Genomic DNA, 20,862 nt, shown 5'->3' with positions numbered 1-20,862 from the left:
AGGGGAAATCTATGACCGATATCACACCGTTGCTGTCCTTAAAGGGGATCAGCAAAGTCTTTCCGGGCGTCAGGGCACTGAATAATGTGCATGTGGATTTGTATCCGGGAAAAGTCACCGCCCTGATTGGCGAAAACGGCGCAGGAAAATCGACGCTGGTCAAAGTCATGACCGGCATTTATCAGCCGGAAGAAGGCGAACTGCGCTATAAAGCCATTCCCATTAAATTGCCCAACCCCGAATCTGCGCACAAAGTCGGGATCACCGCGATTCATCAGGAAACCGTGCTGTTTGACGAGCTTTCTGTCACCGAAAATATCTTCGTCGGCCACTATATTTATTCCGGGATATTCAAACGCCTGAACTGGCCGGCGATGCATCAACAGGCGCGCGACATCCTGACGCGGCTGGAAGTGAATATCGATCCACACGCCACCCTGAAAGACCTGAGCATTGCACAGCGCCACATGGTGGCGATTGCCCGTGCGCTGTCATTCGACGCGCAGGTGGTCATTCTGGACGAACCTACGGCCGCACTGTCGCAGCATGAAATTACCGAATTTTACCAGATAGTCGAGCGCCTGAAACACGAGGGAAAAGCCATCCTGTTTATTTCGCATAAGTTCGACGAAATCTTCGCAATTTCCGATTACTACACCGTGCTGCGTGACGGCAGCTACGTCGGTTCCGGCAAAATCAGCGACATCACCGAGCAAACCATGGTGACGATGATGGTCGGGCGCGAAGTGAGTCAGGCGTATCCGAAAGTGAACTGCGAACCAGGCGAAACGGTGCTGGAAGTGCAGAACCTCAGCCATCCGACCGAATTCGCCGGGATCAATTTCTCACTGCGCAAAGGTGAAATTCTTGGCTTCTATGGGCTGGTCGGCGCAGGCCGGACCGAACTGATGCAGGCGTTGTTTGGCGTCACGCAGCCGGGCGGTGGCAAAATTCTTATCCATGGCAAAGAACACCATTTCACGCGCCCTTCGCAGGCGATCCGCGCGGGCATTGTCTATGTTCCGGAAGAGCGGCAAAAACAGGGCGCGATCATTGATTTGCCGATCAGCCAGAACATCAGCCTGCCGCAGCTCAGCCAGCTGAATCCGCGCGGTGTGCTCAACGATAAAAAAGAGTGGGCACTGGCCGATGACTACGCCAAACGTTTGCAGGTAAAGGCATCGAGCTGGAAACAGGCGGTTGGCACGCTTTCAGGCGGTAACCAGCAAAAGGTGGTGATCGCTAAATGGCTGGCGACCAGGCCGGACATCATCATTCTGGATGAACCGACCAAAGGCATTGATATCGGCTCGAAAGCTGCGGTGCATCAGTTTATGTCCGAGCTGGTCGGACGCGGGCTGGCTGTGATTATGGTGTCTTCCGAACTGCCTGAAGTCATGGGCATGGCGGACAGGATCATTGTGATGCACGAAGGGCTGATGGTGGCAGAATTCAAGGCCGGCGAAGCCAGCGCCGAAATGATTGTCAGTGCCGCCAGCGGTGCGGGCGAGGAGGCAGCATGATCAAAAATCTGCTCAAGTACCGCGAGCTGTTGCTGGCGGTGGTGATTGTGCTGATGGTATTTGGCGTCGGCGCACGTTCACCGGAGTTTATCGGCGTCGGCAATTTGCTGGAAATGTTCAATGACACCTCGATTCTGATCATTCTGGCGCTCGGCCAGATGATGGTGCTGCTGACCAAAGGTATCGATCTTTCGATGGCAGCGAATCTGGCGCTGACCGGCATGATCGTTGCACTGATCAATTTCCATCATCCTGATGTGCCGGTTTGGGCGCTGGTGGTACTGGCGACGGTGCTCGGGCTGGTAATGGGGGCGATAAACGGGCTGCTGGTGTGGAAAATCGGCATCCCGCCGATTGTGGTCACGCTCGGCACCATGAGTATTTATCGCGGCATCATTTTCCTGCTCTCTAACGGCGGCTGGATCAACGCCCATCAGATGAGTCCTGACTTTCTCAGTTTGCCGCGTGCGACCTTTATCGGCCTGCCACTGTTAGGCTGGTGCGGAATTGCCGCGCTGATACTGGTGGCGTATTTCCTGCGTTACAGCCGCACCGGACGGGCGCTGTACACTGCGGGCGGCAACGCGACGGCGGCATATTACACCGGCATCAACGCCGGAAAAATGCAGTTCATCAGCTTCTGCCTCTCCGGCGCGCTGGCCGGTTTCTGCGGTTATCTGTGGATTTCGCGCTTTGCGGTCGCCTACGTGGACGTCGCCAACGGCTTTGAATTACAGATTGTCGCCGCGTGCGTTATCGGCGGGATCAGTACCATGGGCGGCATCGGTTCGGTGGTGGGCTGCCTGCTCGGCGCGCTGTTCCTAGGCGTCATCAACAATGCATTACCGGTGATCGAAGTCTCGCCTTTCTGGCAGATGGCAATTTCCGGCGGCGTGATTGTCATTGCGGTGATCCTCAACGAACGCGCTAACAAACGTAAGGGACGGCTGATTTTACGCCATTCTGCACCCGTCCATTCTGCGCAACCTGAAAGCGGAGCAAGATCATGACTAAAACCTTAACGTCTCGCCACGCTTCGCGGGAAAGCGGGACGATGGCGGTGACGCCGTTCTTCCGCCGCTTTTTGTGCTGGGAAGGATTTTTGCTGGTCGTGACGCTGCTGGTGTTCGTGGTGAACGCGCTCGCCTCACCGTATTTCCTCAATATATGGAATCTGTCGGACGCAACGTTCAACTTCACCGAAAAAGCCATTATCGTGCTGCCGATGGCGATGCTGATTATCGCCCGTGAAATCGACTTGTCGGTCGCGTCTACCATGGCGCTGAGCTCAACTGTCATGGGCTTTTGCGCACAGGCCGGTTTACCGACGCCTGCGTTAGTGGGTGTCGGGCTCAGCGTCGGTTTACTTTGCGGGCTGGTGAACGGGCTGCTGGTGACGCGTCTGAATCTGTCGTCCATCGTCATCACTATCGGTACTATGAGCCTGTTTCGCGGGCTGACATATGTACTGCTCGGCGATCAGTCGCTGAACCATTATCCGGCCAGTTTCGCCTGGTTCGGTCAGGGTTACGTCTGGGGCCCGCTGTCGTTTGAATTCGCGCTGTTTGTGGTGCTGGGCGCAGTATTTTACTTCCTGCTGCACAAAACTAATTTCGGCCGCCGGACCTACGCCATCGGTAATAATCCGGTCGCGGCGTGGTATTCGGGGATTAACGTCAAACGCCACAACCTGACGCTGTTCGTGCTGGTCGGCCTGATGTCCGGGCTGGCGGCAGTGCTGCTAACCTCACGTCTTGGCAGCACACGTCCAACGCTGGCGCTCGGCTGGGAGCTGAGCGTGATCACCATGGCCGTGCTCGGGGGTGTCAGCGTACTCGGCGGCTCCGGTAGCATGACCGGGGTGATTATCGCCGCGTTCCTGATGGGGCTGCTGACCTTCGGCCTCAGCCTGCTCAACGTGCCGGGTATTGTGATGTCGGTGATTGTCGGTGTGATGCTGATCGTGGTGATTTCATTGCCGGTGCTGTACCGCCGGGTGCTGGCGCGGGGGAAATAAGCGGATCAGGGGAGCCCGGCCTTTGGGCGGGTTTCCCCTACAAGACAGCCACTTTTGAATTTTTACATTCAGTACGAAGATTGGGTTTCGATACCTTCACGCAACGCCTCAGCCAATTTATCAAGCATAAAACTGATAAACGCCGTGCAGTCACTGGCGCGATCGCATTCTCCAAGCACACGGTAGTAATCCTGCTGCTGATTGTGGATCAGCGTTTCCACCGGAAGCCAGGCGAGCTCTGAACGCCACTGGCTGAGGATCAGGGTCTGCCACAAACGTCCCATCCTGCCGTTGCCGTCAGCAAACGGATGAATAAATTCAAACTCATAATGGCCGTCACCTGCTGCGTTGACAGGCTGTTGTGTTCGATGGCCAGTGAAGCCTGAATCGTACGGATGCGGTTTTCCTTTCGCAGCAATACAGATGACTGTTCCGTATGTGCAGCCCAACGCCCCAGCAATTCGCCGACGTCCACCACCCGGTTGAGAATGTGCGGCGTGATACTGTACGGTGGCTGATAACCTGCCATTCAGTGCTCCTTGATGAAATCATGATGGGGCATAGTATCACGCGTCAAAATCATCAAAAATCCATCTTTCATCACAGTCACTTGATCCCTGCCGCCCTCCTCCCGTAGTTTAATCAGACACGGGGTTTCTGAAAGTTTTGATACAAAAGGATAACGCATGCGGATATTAGTGGTGGGCGCCGGGGCAACTGGCGGGTATTTTGGTGCGCGACTGGCGCAGGCAGGCCAGGACGTGACGTTTTTGCTGCGTGAAAAGCGCGCACTGGCGGTGCGGGAAAACGGGCTGACGGTGCACAGTCCGCACGGGGATTTCCATTTTCAGCCGACGGTATTACAGGCTTCACAACTTACCGGCTCTTATGACCTGATCCTGCTGACGGTGAAAAGCTTCGGGCTGGAAGCTGCGATGAAAGACATTGCACCGGTGGTCGGTGAACAAACGATGATCCTGCCCGTTCTTAATGGCATGAAACATATGGAGACGTTGAGCCTGCGTTTCGGCGAACATGCGCTGATCGGTGGCTTATGTAAGATTAACGCGACGCTTGATGCAAACGGCCATATTCATCAGATGACGCCCATGCACCAGATTTTTTACGGTGAACTCAACGGCGACAAGAGCGAACGTATTCAGCGTGTCGATCAGGTGTTTCAAAATGCCGGCTTCGAGGCATTCCTTTCCGAAACGATCATCAGCGATCTGTGGGAGAAGTGGCTGCTGCTTTCAAGCGTCGGCGCAATTACCTGCACCCTGCGCGGCAATATCGGTCAGGTGGCCTCTGCGCCAGGCGGCAAAGAGTTTGCTCTGGGCATTGTGAATGAGGCGCTCACCACCATGAAAGCCTTTGGCTACGCGGAGCGCGCGGCTGCTGTGGCAAAAACCAGGGAAGCGGTGACCGACAAGTCCTCGACGCAGACATCCTCAATGTATCGCGATATGACGCAGGGCAATGCGGTGGAAGCCGATCAGATCGTCGGCGATCTGGTTGAGCGTGCAATTCGTGTGGGAATAAATGTCCCGCTGCTGCAGGCGGCATATACCCATCTTTGTGTTTATCAGCAGGCACGCAAACCCGCTTAACTTTTATGATGCCCGTTAACGAAGCGGGCTATTCCCCGGATGCATTTCTTAATAACTTAATAACGTGAATTAATTATTGGGTGAATAAACCACGCCATGTGGGGTATGCAAAAGATCAGCCACTTCGGCTTAATATGCATGTAAGAATATCCGCTCGGGTAAGAGTGAGCCAAAGCACTGAGGGTGGTTTTCCTGCCAAAAATGGAGTTGGGGGCGTTAAAGAGATCTTCAAGGATCGCGGATCGTAAGGAAAATTTATTATTTGGGTTACTAAACATACTGAAAATAATGCGAAGAGGGAGAGAATAATATTGTCTTTCGCGATTTCCTGCTTTGTGTTAACAAAACAGGAAATCTCAGGAACATCAGTAATACGGTCGTATTATTAACGTGCGATCAGGAAACTTTCCAGAGTTGCACCCGCATCCATCGCTGCTTTGATGGCTGATGGGGTACGGCCCTGACCTGTCCAGGTTTTGTGCTCGCCGTTAGTGTCTTTGTATTCATAGATAGCAGGACGTGGCTGGCGTTTGGACTTGGTTTTGGTGGTTTCTTTCGCGCCCTGATGGGTCACCAGATCGTCGATATCAATGCCATCTTCTTCCAGCATTTTGCGATATTTGGAGAGTTTCTCGTTGCGTTCTTGCTGTTGTGCGCTGACTGCTTTCACATTTTCGCGAGATTCTTCAACAATCGCTGTTAACTTCTCGAGGATTTCTTCAAGAGTTTCCAGTGGCATTTCACGAGCCTGCGCGCGAAGTGTACGGATATTATTCAAAACGTTTAATGCGTTGTCCATGATGTTCCTGCCAGTATGAGAGATTAATTTTTTTGAAAGTGCGTCTGATTCTACACAAAGAAATAACTATATCAATTGCAGCAGCGTAATATTACAGCTTGTTACGCAATTATTTTTCTGTTTCTTTCTTTGTATTAACCGGTAATACTTTTTCCCGTAGAAATTTCTTATCGATGATTAAGCCGGAAGGATAACAGCCAGGCTATCGGTACTCTCGTTTGTGACGATAAGTGAAATTTTTACTCATACTTTTAATAGTATCGCTGCGTGAAGGATTAACACGATATCACGATATTATGTTGCTTATATACTCCGCGTTTTTGTAAAGAAAGGGTCGCAATACCTTTTATGTATTCAAAAGGTGCAGGAATCCGAAAAATCTGCTGGAAGATTTAACATCCCCCACCGTAGAATGTGACGATCATCACCAAAGAGCCATTATTACCCCATGTACAAAACCATTTTTTTCGTCTTTACCGCCTGCCTTGCTTTTAAGCTGGCGCTTGACTGGCAAATCATTTTGCAGGTGGCGGAGAGCTGATTTTCGCTTCCGACGCCATCGCGACAAACTCAGACAGATTTCGCGTTAATGTTCCCCGCCGCCATATCAGCCAGGTCATCAGATACCGGTAATGATCCGCCAGCGGCCAGATGCTGACCGTACTGCTGCCCGGCATACTTTCCAGCATACTGCGCGGCATCAGCGCCAGCCCGCCACCGGCAATCACGCAAGCCAGCATTCCATGATAGGACTCCATTTCATAGATTTTTCCAGGTGCCGCGTCATCCTCCCTGAACCAGCTTTCAAAATGTCGGCGATAGGAGCAGTTGGAACGAAACGCGTAGACAATTTCCCCGTTCACCTCCTGTCCCCGCGTGACCGGCACATGATGTAGCGGCGCGACAATTACCATTTCCTCCTGATATACCGGCACACCGTCAAGCACCGGATGCACTACCGGGCCATCGACGAAGGTCGCTTCCAGCTCACCCTCCAGGACTTTCTCCAGCAATTCACCGGAAGGGCCGGTGCTTAACGCCAGCTCCACTTTGCTGAACTTTTGATGATATCGCGTCAGCAGCGGCGGAATGCGCACCGCAGCCGTACTTTCCAGCGCGCCCAGCGTGAAAACGCCTTGCGGCTCATCGCCGGAAACCGATGCCCGCGCTTCTTCCACCAGATCGAGAATGCGGTTGTTGTAACTGAGGAAATTGCGCCCGGCCGGTGACAAACGCAGGCGCTGATTCTCGCGGATGAACAATTCGACGCCCAGTTCGGCCTCCAGCTGTTTGATGCGCGTTGTGAGATTCGACGGCACGCGATGAACGAGTTGCGCAGCGGCGCTGATACTGCCTGTCTGCGCGACGGCACGGAACATCTCCAGTTGTGACAAATTCATGGCCATTCTCAAAATGTGAAAGGAAAGCTTATTTTTATTCATTTTTATTGAGTCGTGCAAGTCGCTATCCTGTTTCCAACGTTCTCAAAGAGGAAAACAAAATGACTCAGGCCATCTCACTGAACCCGTTTAACGGCGAACGCATCGCCGTTTACCCTTACGATTCCGCACTGGCGCTCGAAGCCACCGTGGCGCAGGGCAGCACCGCATTTAAACACTGGCGCAAGGTGGATATTAACCAACGTGCAAACCGCCTGATTCAGCTGGCTGCCGAACTGCGTGATGCCAGTGAGGAAATTGCCCGTACGATTGCTCTCGAAATGGGTAAACCGGTCAGGCAGGCACGGGCCGAAGTCGAGAAATCCGCAGGTCTTTGCGAGTGGTACGCCAAAAATGGCCCGGCAATGCTGGCACCGGAACCCACACAGGTCGATAACGGTGAAGCACATATTCACTATCGCCCATCCGGGATGATTCTGGCTGTCATGCCGTGGAATTTTCCGGTCTGGCAGATCCTGCGTGGCGCGGTTCCTGCCATGCTGGCAGGGAATACTTTCCTGCTCAAACCTGCACCCAACGTGATGGGCACCACGTATCTGGTCAAACGGGCTGCGCTGAGAGCCGGATTCCCGGCGGGTGTATTTGGCGTGATTAATGTCGATACACCCGCAGTGGCAGAACTGATCGCCGACAGCCGCGTCACCGCAGTGACCGTGACCGGCAGCGTGCGGGCAGGTGCCGCGATCGCCGAACTGGCAGGAAAATCGGTGAAAAAATGCGTACTGGAACTGGGCGGTTCAGATCCGTTCATCGTGCTCAATGACGCTAATCTGGATGACGCGGTGACCGCCGCCGTTGCAGGCCGTTATCAGAATACCGGGCAGGTGTGCGCCGCCGCCAAACGCATGATCGTTGAAGAAGGCGTGCTGGAAGACTTCACGGCGAGATTTGTTGCCGCCACCCAGGAATTGGTGATGGGCAATCCGCTGAATGACACCACCTACATTGGCCCGATGGCGCGTTTCGATTTGCGTGATGAGCTTGATCAACAGGTCCAGGACAGTCTGGCGCAGGGTGCCACGCTGCTGCTCGGCGGTGAGAAAATCGCAGGTAAAGGCAATTTCTACGCGCCGACCGTGTTGGGTAACGTGACACCAGAAATGACCGCATTCCGTCAGGAATTGTTTGGCCCGGTTGCTGCGATTACCGTGGCGCGTGATGCGTCACATGCGGTTGAGCTGGCAAATGACAGCGATTTCGGGCTGAGCGCGACAATTTACACGGCCGATATGGAACTGGCGAAAGAGATGACGGACGAACTGGACACCGGCGGCGTCTTTATCAACGGTTACAGTGCATCAGATCCGCGTGTCGCGTTTGGTGGCGTGAAGAAAAGTGGCTATGGCCGTGAGCTGTCACACTTCGGACTGCGCGAATTCTGTAACGTGCAAACGGTGTGGACTGGTCGCAAGTAGACGCCAACTACTTAATCTAGAATGCAAATCACAGGATTATTACATCCTGTGATTTTGTAATCCCATCACTAATTACCCTGCGCCGTGGCGGCGTAAAGGGTTGTCACGACCTGCTGATTGGCGTTCAGCGTTTCATCAATGGTTTTTTTGCCTTCCAGCAAATCCGAGATGTTTTTCCCCACCGCGTCCCCCATCTGATCAAAGCCCGGAATACTCACGTACTGCACGCCCTGATAGGGCACCGGGTAGAGTGTCGGCGTCTCCGGCGTCGCGGTTTCAACCGCCTGTTTCACACCCTCAGCGTAAGGCGCCAGTTTCTGGTATTTCACCTGCGCATAAGAAGAATAGCGGCTGCCCGGCGGGATTGCGCCCCAGCCAACCGTTTTCGCCACGTCCTGAATATACGCCTGCGACGTCGCCCAGGTGATAAATTGCTGCGCCTGATCTTTATGGCTGGCGTGCTGCGGAACTGCCAGCGCCCATGCCCACAGCCAGTGCGATCCGTTGGTGGAAATCGCAGTCGGGGCAGGTGCGAACCCGACTTTATCGGCCACGCGGGAAATCTGCGGATTGATGACCATACCGGCGGCGACGGTGCTGTCGATCCACATCGCGCATTTGCCCTGCGAGAACAGCTTGAGATTTTGTCCGAAGCTGTTTGATTTGGCATCCGGCGGGCCGTAATTATGCATCATCTGCACGTAATCGGTCAGCACCGCTCGCCACTCGTCGCTGTCCAGACGCGGATGCCAGTCCTGATCGAACCATTCCGCGCCGTAGGCGTTCGCCATCGTGGTGATAAAGGCAACGTTATCCCCCCAGCCGGCCAGCCCGCGCAGGCATAAACCGTAAACACCCTGCGATTTGTCCGTAAGCGCCGCAGCGTAAGATTTGACATCATCCCACGTCGGATTGGTGGGCATCGCCAAATGTTTGGCGGCAAACAGATCTTTGCGGTAATAGGTCATGCTGCTTTCACCGTAAAACGGCAAAGCGTACAGCGTGCCGTTCCACGACAGCGCACTGCGGATCGGCCTGAGCAAGTCATCAACGTGGTAATCGGCAGGCAAATTGTTCAGCGGTTGCAGCCAGCCCTTTTTGCCCCACAGCGGCGCTTCATAAGTGCCGACGGTGATCACATCAAAGTTCGCCTGCCCGCTGTTCATGTCGCTCAGCACCTGCCTGCGCAGTTCGCCGTCATCCATGACATGCCATTCGAGTTTGATGTCCGGGTGCGTTTTTTCGAACTCGCCGGACATCTGCTGCATGATCGTCATATCACCGTTGGCGATGGTGGCGATTTTAACCACGGTTTGCGCCTGCGCACTGGCCCAAAACGCCAGCGGCAGCAGCACACTGAGGATCCGTCTGTGAAAAAGACCTGACATGGTGGTGCTCCTTCTCAGATCAGGCATTCGCCAGACGTGGTTGACGTACAGGGGCGTTCAGCGCGGTCAGCGGTTCAAGAACGCCCTGCCCGCGATTAACTTCGGCAGGAGAACCCGGATGAGACGGTGGATTGGGTCGCAAATGGAAGAACGACATTTTCTCAACCAGTCGTGCTGCGTGTTCATTTACCGTCTGGCTGGCAGCGCTGGCTTCTTCAACCAGGGCGGCATTTTGCTGGGTCGCACTGTCCATCTGAACAATGGCGACGTTGACCTGATCGATCCCGCTCGATTGCTGACGGCTGGCGACGGCGATTTCCGCGACGTATTCAACCATCTTCGTCATGCCGCCGTTGATTTCCTGCAAGGTTTCGCCGGATCGCAACACCAGTTTACTGCCCGCATCCACTTTGCTGACGCTGGTTTGGATCAGGGATTTGATTTCCTGCGCCGCCCTGGCAGAACGCTGCGCCAGCTGACGCACTTCTGACGCTACAACGGCAAAACCACGCCCCTGTTCACCTGCGCGGGCGGCTTCTACTGCGGCGTTAAGCGCCAGTAAGTTGGTCTGGAAGGCGATTTCGTCAATGACACGGTTGATGTCAGCAATTTTCTTGCTGGATTCTTCGATATCGCGCATTGCGGTGACGGCGTCGGTCAGAATGTTGCTGCTCTGCTGCGCCTGTTCACGCACGGTTTGCGCAAGCTGGCTGGCCTGCGCAGCGTTATCGGCGTTGAATTTCACCGTCGCGGTCATCTGCTCCATGCTCGCGGCAGTCTGTTCCAGCGAGCTGGCCTGCGCATGGGTGCGGGAAGATAAATCGTTATTGCCGTCGGCCATCTGCCCGGCTGCGCTGCTCAGCGCCAGCGCACTTTCTCCGACTTCACGGACAATGCCGCTCAGCCGTGCATCCATATTTGCCAGCGCCTGCATCAGTTCGCCCATTTCATCTTGCGGGATCGCCCCCAGCCGGTGATTCAACCCACCCGCTGAAATCGACTCCGCCAGACGCCGCGCACGACGCACCGCGCCGGTGATCGAACGCACCAGCAACCAGCCCGCAATAACGGCGACCAGCAAACCGACCGCCAGGATCGCGGCCATACTGTTACGCATAGTGACGTAAGCCTGCGAACTTTCTGCATAGTTGCGTTCAGCGTGCTGGCGCATCAGGTTGTCCAGCCCGTCGATATCCTGCTGCAACGCCTTACTGCCATTTTTCAGCCGGGTTTCGATCATCACCAGCGCCCCGGACGGGTTACCACTCGCCACCAGTTTGCCTGCATCGACTATCGCGGCCTGATAATCATTGAGATCGTTAAGGAATGTCGCACGCAGCGTTTCGCTGCCCGGAACGGCAAATGTCGCCTGATAGGCTTTACGTTCGGCAATAATCTGCTGGCCGTAAGCATTGATTTGCGCCACACGTTGATCGACTTCAGCCGGATCGGTCCAATAGCGCAGCGATTCAAACAGTGTCGCCGACTGCATTTGCGCCAGACGGTATAATTTCGCGGAATGCTGTAAAGGCAATAATTCGGTGCGATAGGTCGATATCGCGCGCTGATCGGCAGCGCGAAGCCCTAAAATCGCCCACAGCGCGGCGACGGTCAGCAAAATGCACAACAACCCAACGATGCCAATCAACCGGCTCTTGATGGTAAATCCCATATCGATTCCTCAGACAACAGCAATGATCTCACAGGAAGGCGTCAGCGTCGGATGGCAAAGTGGTGATCGCCCTTTGAACGGTTTATCGGCAAAGGCTGGAGAAAGTTTAGGCGTCATTTCAATCATATAGGACGCGCGCGTTATCGCGGCGTTGGCGGCGCCAGGCGTTGATTATTTGGCTTATTGCGGGATGTTATCCTGCCGCTTTCAGGTAAAGGTCATCGCCCAGGTAATCACTCCGGCGACCACTGTGGTAAAGGTGAGCGCGACGAGAAACAGAATATCGATAACTTTTTCCAGCAGCAGATTGCGGCGCTGATTGCGGGTTCTCAATGCCCAGTAGGATAAAATCGTGGTAGCCAGATACAAAATGGCGTTGATGGCGAGCAGATCATCGCCCAATGTGCCTTCGCGCCTGAGGGTAGTGATCACCTGAAAAATACCGATTACCGTGATGCACACGCCCACCATTCCCGCCGACGCAGTGAAGATATGCACGCAGATGTCTTCGTCAAGTCTGGCATTGCTTTTCTTTCTGAGCATTTTTGATCTCCGTTTAAGCGTGAGCGGCTAACCCTCTAACACATTGACTTTGTGCCCAATACTACGAGAATGGCTCTTTTCGAGCGACACACTTACAGAATCGGAGTCTACCATCGTCTGCTCTCTCAAATTTCCTCATCTAAGAATCGTCAAGACCGGTGCCGCACTGATGGCTGCCGCGATGATGCTGGCCAGTTGTTCGTCCAAACCGCCGAAATCGCTGGTGACCCCACGACCTCCAGTCAGTATAGAACCCCCGCCGGGAAAATCTGCGCTCGGTAAGGAACCGGTGCGCGGCGTCTGGCTGACCACCGTGTCGCGCCTCGACTGGCCGCCGGTCTCGTCGGTGAATGTCAGCAGCCCTGCCCTGCGCATCAGCCTGCAAAAGAAAGCACTGACCGACAAGCTGGACAAGCTAAAGACACTCGGCATCAACACCGTGTTCTTTCAGGTGAAGCCTGACGGCACTGCGCTCTGGGCATCAAAAATCCTGCCGTGGTCCGATATGATGACCGGCAAAATCGGTGAGGATCCGGGCTACGATCCGTTGCAATTTATGCTTGATGAAGCGCATAAGCGCGGTATGAAAGTCCACGCGTGGTTTAACCCGTATCGCGTCTCCGTCAATACCAAACCTTCTACCGTTGCCGAGCTAAACAACACGCTGACACTGAATCCGGCCAGCGTATTTGTGCTGCATCGTGACTGGATCCGCACCGCCAGCGATCGCTTTGTGCTCGACCCCGGAATTCCCGAAGCACGGGACTGGATCACCAGTATCGTCGCCGAAGTCGTCGCGCATTATCCCGTTGACGGCGTTCAGTTCGATGACTATTTTTATACCGAATCTCCGGGATCCAGCCTCAATGACAACCTGACGTTTCAGAGATATGGGAAGGGATTTGCATCCAAAGCTGACTGGCGACGCCACAACACTCAGCAGCTGATCGAGCAGGTTTCGCGCACCATTAAGCAGATAAAACCAGACGTCGAATTTGGCGTCAGCCCGGCGGGCGTGTGGCGAAATGCCTCACACGATCCGGCGGGTTCTGATACGCGCGGCGCGGCGGCTTACGATGAATCTTATGCCGATACCCGCCGTTGGGTGCAGCAAGGCCTGCTCGATTACATCGCCCCGCAGCTCTACTGGCCCTTCTCGCGTCAGGCCGCCCGTTATGACGTATTAGCCCATTGGTGGGCGGAAGTGGTGAAACCCACTCACACACGTCTGTATATCGGGATTGCGCTGTATAAAGTTGGCGAGCCGTCAAAAAATGAACCGGACTGGATGGTGAACGGCGGCGTTCCGGAGCTGAAAAAGCAGCTCGATATGAATGAATCCGTCCCGCAAATTAACGGCACCATTCTGTTTCGTGAAAACTATCTGAATCAGCCGCAGACCCAGCAGGCAGTACATTATTTGAAAAGCCGCTGGGGAAGCTGATCGGATAAACCAGGCATTTACAAATTTGTCTGCCCTTACTGCAATCTGGTTATATTCAACCGGGATTTCTCATAAGCAGACTAAACCATGACCACGGGAAAGCCCCCACGAGTTCTGTGTAAAACAAAAAAGCCGCCTTGGTTTCCTGAGGCGGCTTTTGTATTCATGACACGGCATTTTAGAGACGTTATCCAATAAAATTTGGGCGCAGATATACGCATGTCAAAAACACCTGACTTGTAACCAACTGCAAATATCTTCATGAAAAACTGCGTTAATTATGGCGGAAGTTTTCTTAACAACTAATTAGCAATTAAAGCTAAAGGTCGAAACAAAAATGGGTGTCTATTGGAACGGTGCCGGTGAATAAATCAGATTGGCCATCAGTCTCGTTTATTTACAGCATTCTCTGACACTCCGATGTAGAACTTGACCTGATGAGGGGTAAATCCATGAAAAACTTAGTGAACGATATCATATCCATATTCTACCCCAAGACGGTTACGCCTGTTTTGGTTCGCACAGGATTATCGCATCGTGAAATCGCCTCGCTGCAAGCCGTCGGCGTGACCACGGTTTCCTGGGCAACCTCCATGGAAGAACTCAACAACGCATTTGTTAAAAAAGCGTTAGATGCAGGGGCTGCCGGTTATCACATTACCAATGTGGAATCGCACAAACCGGGCAAAGAAGATCAGCACGTCATGGCCGCCACCGCGACCTTCTACCATATCAATCAGAAAGCGGCTTATGACTGATGTTTCAGCTTAGCCGTAACGAAATACAAAAAACCACTCTCACTTTTCAGCGGGAGTGGTTTCTTTCAATGTAACCCAATGCAACGCATACACTTTCTCTGGAAAGCAAACCTCAATTCCGCATGTAGCCTGTTGGTTTACCTCCCTGTATTACGCTATAGTGCGCCCGCAGCGGCAAAATCCGCAGCCGGGTTTCGCAGCCTGAATACTAAACCAGAAACACATATGTGATAATTATGTGTTGAGCCTCGTTGTACCTGTTAAACACAGATCTCGTGTTTGCATTTTCAATGGTGGCTCAGGCGGGGCAACCTTCGGGTTGGCCGGGTTTCTGGTTTGTACCGGTACTGCGAACCTTGTCTGAGCTACCACCAATATTGAGTTTCGCAGCTCTTGTGGTGGTTACATTAACAAACCAGAGAGTAAAACGATGAAACTATCACATAGCCCGACTTTTCTGCCCTTCTGCACCGATGTTCCTGCACATTCAAAAACAGGAGCACTTCATGATGAATAATCACGACTGGCATCAGGCCGATATCATTGCCGCATTACGCAAGAAAGGCACAACGCTGGCCGCCGTTTCCCGCGCCGCCGGTCTGAGCTCCTCGACGCTGTCGAATGCGCTCGCAAGACCCTGGCCGAAGGGTGAAATCATTATTGGTCAGGCGCTGGGAATTCATCCGAGCGTCATCTGGCCAAGCCGGTATTTCCATCCCTTTACCCATGAGCTGATGCAACGCAATCCGCGTGCGGCGAACAGGGTTTAGGTTGATAAGGGGCGCAGGAGCGCCCTTTTATCAACGATGGAAATGTGGTCTCCAGCCTTCAGTCCGCTTTTCCCGACTCATTCAACAATTAACCATGAGCTCAGAATATTTGCTCGCAAACGCCGATAAATATCGGGAATGCTGCCAGTCCAGGTTGGGCCTCGAAAATCGTGATTGAGAAATGATGATTTTTCAAACCCACGCACCCAGTCAGGGTTTAACTTCCCATTGTGAGACTGCGATACAGAGTCTCTGGCAGTCATTCTGTTGGGTTTGCCTCTCACCTCGGGATGAAGACCCATTTTTAAATAGAATCCTTCACTTCCATCAAGCGGTGCAAGTCTTGCCAATCTGACATTATGTTCAAATCCAAATTTAACCGCGGCAAAAACCAAGATTTGCCCCAATCCAGCGTACTGATTGGGATTCTGCTTGGTTGGTGTATTGGTATGACCTTCGACATAAATTGCAGAGATGTGTAAAAAAGTTTCGCTTTCTGATTCACTGTCGACGGAACAACGCCCGTCCGCAACACTATTTCTGTCCTGCGTGATTAACGAAAAATTCATTGCATATTGATCATCTTCAGGCGGTTGCTCTCTATCTTCATGTAAAAATAAAGTGAGCGCTTTCGCACCGCGTGGATTTCTTTCTATAAATCGCATGATTGGTTTTTACCTTTAGTTGCTTCGAGACAAATAATTACTGCATTGCTTATGGATACTCTCGATGTATTATTTTCATAAATATTATTCAAATTATAACGCCGGGATAATAGTTTTCCGCTTCCAGAAAGATCCACCAGCGCTATTTGAGAGTCAGATAACCTGCTTGCATTATCTCATCCGTCGTTAATACCTTGAATTTTAATTATATTTTACTTATTATTTTTCATTCACTAAAAATGAGTTATCAATGAATTAGGATAATCGACCTGCGTTATTTAGCTATTCTTAAATGAGTATTACGGATTTTGAAAACAGAATTTCTCCGAGATTGTCAATTCAACCTCAGACCCATATCATCAGTAATTAATATAAATAACCGTTATTAATACAAATATATTATACTTGTGTGGGGAATGAATTATTATACGTTTCTTTAAAAGAAGATGCTATTCACCAGAAAAATTCAGGTGAATATGTCCGGTCGTGCTGGCTGAACCCGGCGATTTATTTGACAGTGAAATCTGTAAAAAAAACCCACCCCCACCTTTCGGAGGGAGTGGGTTTTCATCAATCCGCTACCTGAAATTCAAATTACATCTGAACCAGATTTTTGATTTTCACATCAGGATTGGTGTCAGCGGCATAATCGACGCCGTCCAGACCAAAACCGAACAGACGCATGAACTCGCTTTTGTAACCGACGAAATCCGTCAGTTCGGCCAGCGTTTCATTGGTGACGGTATCCCACAGTTTGCCGACTTCGCCCTGTACTTCTGGCGTGATTTCTTTCAGGTCAGCACGCAGGCGGCCTTCTTTATCCAGCAACGGAGAAGTGCCGTACAGGCTGTCTTTGTACAGACCGTAAACCTGTTCGATACACCCTTCGTGCGTGCCGTTCTCTTTCATCACTTTGAACAGCAGGGAAAGGTACAGCGGCATTACTGGAATAGCGGAGCTCGCCTGAGTCACGACGGCTTTCAGCACGGAAACGCGCGCGTCGCCGCCTTTTTCAGCCAGTGAGCTGCGGATGTCCAGAACGCGTTTGTCCAGATCCTTTTTCGCTTCGCCGATAGAGCCGTTCCAGTAGATGTCCTGCGTGATTTCTTCGCCCAGATAGGTGAACGCAGTGGTTTTCGCGCCATCAGCCAGCACACCGGCGGCTTTCAGATCGTCGATCCACATCTGCCAGTCTTCGCCACCCATAACCGCGACAGTACCCGCGATTTCTTCAGGAGAAGCCGGTTCCAGCGTAGTTTCGTTGATGGTTTCTTTATCGGTGTTCAGGCCGCGAATGGTGACCTGCTTGCCGATCGGTTTGAGCGTGGAGTTGAACACTTCGCCGGTTTTCGGATGGGTACGGCGCGGCGCAGCCAGGCTATAAACCACCAGATCAACCTGACCCAGATCCTGTTTAATCAGCTCGATGGTTTTTTGCTTCACTTCATCAGAGAACGCGTCGCCGTTGATGCTTTTTGCATACAGGCCTTTCTCTTCAGCGAATTCTTCGAAGGCGGCAGAGTTGTACCAGCCAGCCGTCGCGGTTTTGGATTCGTCGCCCGCACGCTCAAAGAAAATGCCCAGTGTGGCAGCGTCGGAGCCGAAAGCAGCGGAGATACGTGCAGCAAGGCCGTAGCCGGTAGAGGAGCCGATCACCAGGACTTTCTTCGGACCGCCGTCGATTTTGCCCTGACGGGTCACGTAATCGATCTGCTCTTTAACGTTTGCCTTACAACCTTCAGGATGGGCAGTAACACAGATAAAGCCACGGATGCGTGGTTTGATAATCATATAGACCTCATTGCAACTGTCTCAGTAAATTGGCCGATAGAATATAGGTTTGCGCCGTTTCAGGCAAAACCTGACGCTTTATCCTTGCGTAAACAGACATCTCTGACGCGAAATCACGCTGATTTTCTGCCGAAAGGATAAAAAATGAGCCAAAAAGATATCCCCTGAAGTGTAACCCAGTTCTCCGCGCCAGAGCGTGATGCGGTAAACTTCCCGCGCCTGCCAGCCCCGTTTGAGTAGGACTTGTCCGTAAAACCCGCAGTCACCGCTTTTCCGGCAATTAATTTCCCCCCTCGCCTACCAAAATCCCAATCTTGCATTAGATTTACCTGTTGTGTGATCTGCGTCACATGAAAAACCACAACAATAACGAAATCCAGGGAGTATTTGTGACTGAGAAATTAAACAGCGGTACCGGGAACGACGCGGCGAAAGCACCGCAGTCGACCGAGCCGCTGGTGAAAGTAATTGCCTTTATTGCGACATTAGGGGGCTTGCTGTTTGGCTACGATACCGGCGTGATTGCCGGTGCGCTGCTGTTCATGAAGCACGACCTGCATCTGACATCGTTAACCACCGGGATGGTCACCAGTTTCCTGATCCTCGGTTCAGCAGTAGGCGCCATCTTTGCCGGGCGTTTCGCTGACCGCTTCGGACGTAAAAAAATCATCCTCGCGATGGCGCTGATTTTCATGATGGGCTCGCTGGGCTGCGCCATGGCGCCGAACGTCGAGCTGATGATCATGTTCCGCTTCATCCTGGGGCTGGCGGTGGGCGGCGCGGCGGCGATTGTGCCGATCTATATCGCCGAAATTGTGCCGTCTAACCGCCGGTGGCAATTTGTTACGTTACAGGAGCTGATGATCGTCTCAGGGCAGTTGATCGCATACACCAGTAACGCGGCGATAAACGAAGTCTGGGGCGGCGAAACCACCTGGCGCTGGATGCTCGGCGTTGCCTGTGTTCCGGCGGTGATCCTGTGGGTGGGAATGCTGTTCCTGCCGGATACGCCGCGCTGGTACGCCATGCATGGCCGCTATCGTGAAGCACGCGATGTGCTGGAGCGCACGCGTAAATCAGGCCGCGTCGAGAAAGAGCTGGGCGAAATCCGCAAATCGATGGATTCGAAAAGTGAAAAGCACAGCCGCCGCCAGAAAACGATTTCCGTGTGGATGAAACGCCTGGTCGCGCTGGGAATTGGTATCGCCATGCTTCAGCAGTTGTCCGGTGTGAATACCATCATGTTCTATGCGCCAACGATGTTGCAGGCGACCGGTCTGAGCACCAATGCCGCCCTGCTCGCCACCATCGCCAACGGTGTGATTTCGGTCATCATGACATTTGTCGGGATCATGTTGCTTAGCCGTTTTGGTCGCCGTCCGCTGTTGCTGACCGGACAAATCGGGTGTACTTGTACGCTGCTGGCTATCGGTCTGGTCACCTGGCTGATGCCTGAGACGGTGAACGGCCACCCTGACCTGGTGCGCAGTTATCTGGTGCTAGGCGGGATGCTGATCTTCCTGTGCTTCCAGCAGGGCGCGCTGTCGCCGGTCACCTGGCTGCTGCTGTCGGAAATGTTCCCGATGCGCATCCGTGGTATGGCTAACGGCGTTTCAGTCTTCGCCATGCAGATGACCAACTTCTCGATAGCGTTCATGTTCCCGATACTACTGGAAACCTTCGGGCTGACGATGTCCTTCTTCACCTTCGCCGCCATCGGCGTCGGCGGCGGGATATTCGCCATCATTTTTGCCCCCGAAACCCAGGGCAAAACGCTGGAACAGATCGAAAAACATTTTAAAAAGAACTTACAGGATGACCCTGCCCCGCAACAGTCGGGCAGTTAAGGGATTTGCAGCGCAAGGATGCGCGCTCTGCCACCGCCGTGAAGCCCTCTCTTACCGGGGTCCGTCTGGTAAACGGGAAATATCCTACCCTAAGACTATTTTTTGCGCGGATATCAATAGTATTCATCTCATAAACGCTTAGCTGAACCACTGATCCCAGTACGGTGGTGTCCCAAATTCGTTCACAAAAAAACTGGAAACCTCACGGACCTTCCTTGATCGCAAACGGTTTTCTGGAGAAAGAATTTGTATAAATGATTCCTGAACCGTGGCGGACATCTGCCATTCCGGCAAGATGCTCACAAGCTGATTCTCAGCAAAACTCTCAGGTTGAAACATCCAGGTCGGTAAAAGCACAATTCCTCGCGCGGCAAGAGCAGCAGAGACCAGGCTTTCTGAGTTGTTACTGCGCAGCGTTCCCGACACATCATATTGTTTCAATTCCTGATCCTGATTTCGCCGGAAGAACCACCTTTGTGTTCCTCTTACACCGCGATAAAGCAGGCAGTTATGCCTCAGTAAATCCAATGGACGGGCGGGTACACCATATCTGTCGAGATAAGCAGGACTGGCGGCCAGAATATAGCGCTGCGATGCGATTACTTTGCCAATAAGCCCTGAGTCAATTAGCGGGCCAACCCGAATAGTGATATCTGCGCCTTCACGTACCGGATCGATGTAGGTATCAGTCAGTGTCAGCTCAACGGACAGATCAGGATACCGCTCCTGTAGTTTATTTAGCACACCGGCAACATGCAGTCGGCCCAAAGCTTCCGGCGCATTTATACTGAGTTGGCCGTGGATTTGTTCATCTCTGAGGGCAAGTTCACCAACGGCACTGTCCAGCAATTCAAGCGCTTCGTTGGCCTGCAACCTGAAACGCGCACCTTCCTCAGTCAATCTTATTGCCCGGGTGCTTCGGTAGAACATCTGATGGCCGAGATCCTTCTCCAGTGAAGAGATATACCGCGATACGGAGGATGCTGGCGTGTTGAATATCCGCGCGGTTTCAAGAAAACTGCCGGTTTCCGCTGCTTTTAAAAAGTAACGTAAGCCTTTTAAGTCCATTGTCGACCCCACAAAATCTCATAAAGATCTGAGCATGATTTATGAATGCAATAATAGCAATAGTGATATGCAATATCATGTCATTGTTACTA

The 20,862-nt window shown here is 52.7% G+C and carries 17 protein-coding genes and 1 pseudogene; 9 read left to right on the top strand and 9 right to left on the bottom strand.

Annotated elements, in window-relative coordinates; translation table 11 throughout:
- Positions 1-11 precede the first annotated feature (11 nt).
- From ACMHLI_RS18975 to ACMHLI_RS18965, 3 genes are read left to right on the top strand one after another with little or no spacing between them, the layout of a single operon-like run.
- On the top strand, positions 12-1,523 hold the full coding sequence (locus ACMHLI_RS18975; protein WP_413530814.1) for a sugar ABC transporter ATP-binding protein: 1,512 nt from the start codon (positions 12-14) through the stop codon (positions 1,521-1,523).
- A complete protein-coding gene (locus ACMHLI_RS18970; RefSeq protein ID WP_413530813.1) occupies positions 1,520-2,533 on the top strand; it encodes an ABC transporter permease in 1,014 nt (337 codons plus the stop codon). Before ACMHLI_RS18975 ends, ACMHLI_RS18970 begins: the two co-directional genes overlap by 4 nt.
- 44 nt (positions 2,534-2,577) lie before the next feature.
- A complete protein-coding gene (locus ACMHLI_RS18965) occupies positions 2,578-3,540 on the top strand; it encodes an ABC transporter permease (protein WP_413530831.1) in 963 nt (320 codons plus the stop codon).
- Between the two features lie 71 nt (positions 3,541-3,611).
- Here ACMHLI_RS18965 and ACMHLI_RS18960 read toward each other — a convergent pair.
- Positions 3,612-4,069, bottom strand: a pseudogene (locus ACMHLI_RS18960) (Fic family protein); the annotation flags it as partial.
- Positions 4,070-4,226: 157 nt separating this feature from the next.
- Here ACMHLI_RS18960 and panE point away from each other — a divergent pair.
- Entirely contained in the window at positions 4,227-5,150 is a 924-nt protein-coding gene (gene panE / locus ACMHLI_RS18955; RefSeq protein WP_413530812.1) for a 2-dehydropantoate 2-reductase, read from the top strand.
- A 385-nt stretch (positions 5,151-5,535) separates the two neighbouring features.
- Here panE and ACMHLI_RS18950 read toward each other — a convergent pair whose 3' ends face one another.
- Complete coding sequence (locus ACMHLI_RS18950) at positions 5,536-5,949, bottom strand: H-NS family nucleoid-associated regulatory protein (RefSeq protein WP_112163934.1); 414 nt, start codon at positions 5,947-5,949, stop codon at positions 5,536-5,538.
- A gap of 515 nt (positions 5,950-6,464) precedes the next feature.
- On the bottom strand, positions 6,465-7,349 hold the full coding sequence (gene ptrR, locus ACMHLI_RS18945; protein WP_413530811.1) for a putrescine utilization regulator PtrR: 885 nt from the start codon (positions 7,347-7,349) through the stop codon (positions 6,465-6,467).
- A gap of 101 nt (positions 7,350-7,450) precedes the next feature.
- Between ptrR and ACMHLI_RS18940 the strand changes: the two genes are divergently transcribed.
- On the top strand, positions 7,451-8,824 hold the full coding sequence (locus ACMHLI_RS18940) for an aldehyde dehydrogenase family protein (protein WP_413530810.1): 1,374 nt from the start codon (positions 7,451-7,453) through the stop codon (positions 8,822-8,824).
- A gap of 68 nt (positions 8,825-8,892) precedes the next feature.
- Here the strand turns inward: ACMHLI_RS18940 and ACMHLI_RS18935 are convergent, their stop codons facing one another.
- The 3 genes from ACMHLI_RS18935 to ACMHLI_RS18925 all read right to left on the bottom strand — a co-directional run bounded on the left by ACMHLI_RS18935 (position 8,893) and on the right by ACMHLI_RS18925 (position 12,427).
- Positions 8,893-10,212, bottom strand: a complete 1,320-nt coding sequence (locus ACMHLI_RS18935) for an ABC transporter substrate-binding protein (protein WP_413530809.1) — start codon at positions 10,210-10,212, stop codon at positions 8,893-8,895.
- A gap of 19 nt (positions 10,213-10,231) precedes the next feature.
- Positions 10,232-11,884, bottom strand: coding sequence for a methyl-accepting chemotaxis protein (locus ACMHLI_RS18930; protein ID WP_413530808.1), 1,653 nt, complete (start codon positions 11,882-11,884; stop codon positions 10,232-10,234).
- A gap of 207 nt (positions 11,885-12,091) precedes the next feature.
- Positions 12,092-12,427, bottom strand: a complete 336-nt coding sequence (locus tag ACMHLI_RS18925) for a hypothetical protein (protein WP_413530807.1) — start codon at positions 12,425-12,427, stop codon at positions 12,092-12,094.
- Between the two features lie 169 nt (positions 12,428-12,596).
- Here ACMHLI_RS18925 and ACMHLI_RS18920 point away from each other — a divergent pair, with 169 nt between their 5' ends.
- The 3 genes from ACMHLI_RS18920 (at position 12,597) to ACMHLI_RS18910 (ending at position 15,399) form a co-directional block, all read left to right on the top strand.
- Positions 12,597-13,871, top strand: coding sequence for a glycoside hydrolase family 10 protein (locus ACMHLI_RS18920; protein WP_413530806.1), 1,275 nt, complete (start codon positions 12,597-12,599; stop codon positions 13,869-13,871).
- A gap of 452 nt (positions 13,872-14,323) precedes the next feature.
- Positions 14,324-14,629 (top strand): DUF1471 domain-containing protein, encoded by a 306-nt coding sequence (locus ACMHLI_RS18915; RefSeq protein ID WP_413530805.1) that lies wholly within the window; start codon positions 14,324-14,326, stop codon positions 14,627-14,629.
- Positions 14,630-15,138: 509 nt separating this feature from the next.
- Complete coding sequence (locus tag ACMHLI_RS18910) at positions 15,139-15,399, top strand: helix-turn-helix domain-containing protein (RefSeq protein ID WP_413530830.1); 261 nt, start codon at positions 15,139-15,141, stop codon at positions 15,397-15,399.
- A gap of 77 nt (positions 15,400-15,476) precedes the next feature.
- On the opposite strand, the gene ACMHLI_RS18905 is transcribed toward ACMHLI_RS18910, so the two are convergent.
- Positions 15,477-16,064 (bottom strand): GNAT family N-acetyltransferase, encoded by a 588-nt coding sequence (locus ACMHLI_RS18905; RefSeq protein WP_413530804.1) that lies wholly within the window; start codon positions 16,062-16,064, stop codon positions 15,477-15,479.
- 594 nt (positions 16,065-16,658) lie between these two features.
- Positions 16,659-17,855 (bottom strand): enoyl-ACP reductase FabV, encoded by a 1,197-nt coding sequence (gene fabV / locus ACMHLI_RS18900; protein ID WP_413530803.1) that lies wholly within the window; start codon positions 17,853-17,855, stop codon positions 16,659-16,661.
- Positions 17,856-18,205: 350 nt separating this feature from the next.
- Between fabV and ACMHLI_RS18895 the strand changes: the two genes are divergently transcribed.
- Positions 18,206-19,702 (top strand): sugar porter family MFS transporter, encoded by a 1,497-nt coding sequence (locus ACMHLI_RS18895; protein ID WP_413530802.1) that lies wholly within the window; start codon positions 18,206-18,208, stop codon positions 19,700-19,702.
- A 138-nt stretch (positions 19,703-19,840) separates the two neighbouring features.
- On the opposite strand, the gene ACMHLI_RS18890 is transcribed toward ACMHLI_RS18895, so the two are convergent.
- Positions 19,841-20,770, bottom strand: a complete 930-nt coding sequence (locus ACMHLI_RS18890; RefSeq protein ID WP_413530801.1) for a LysR substrate-binding domain-containing protein — start codon at positions 20,768-20,770, stop codon at positions 19,841-19,843.
- Positions 20,771-20,862: the final 92 nt, after the last annotated feature.

The sequence above is a fragment of the Rahnella inusitata genome, assembly GCF_965118895.1.
In the GTDB taxonomy this organism is placed as follows: Bacteria; Pseudomonadota; Gammaproteobacteria; order Enterobacterales; family Enterobacteriaceae; genus Rahnella; species Rahnella inusitata_A.
Note: the sequence above shows the minus strand (reverse complement) of the source record. Positions and strands in the feature narration are given on the sequence as shown.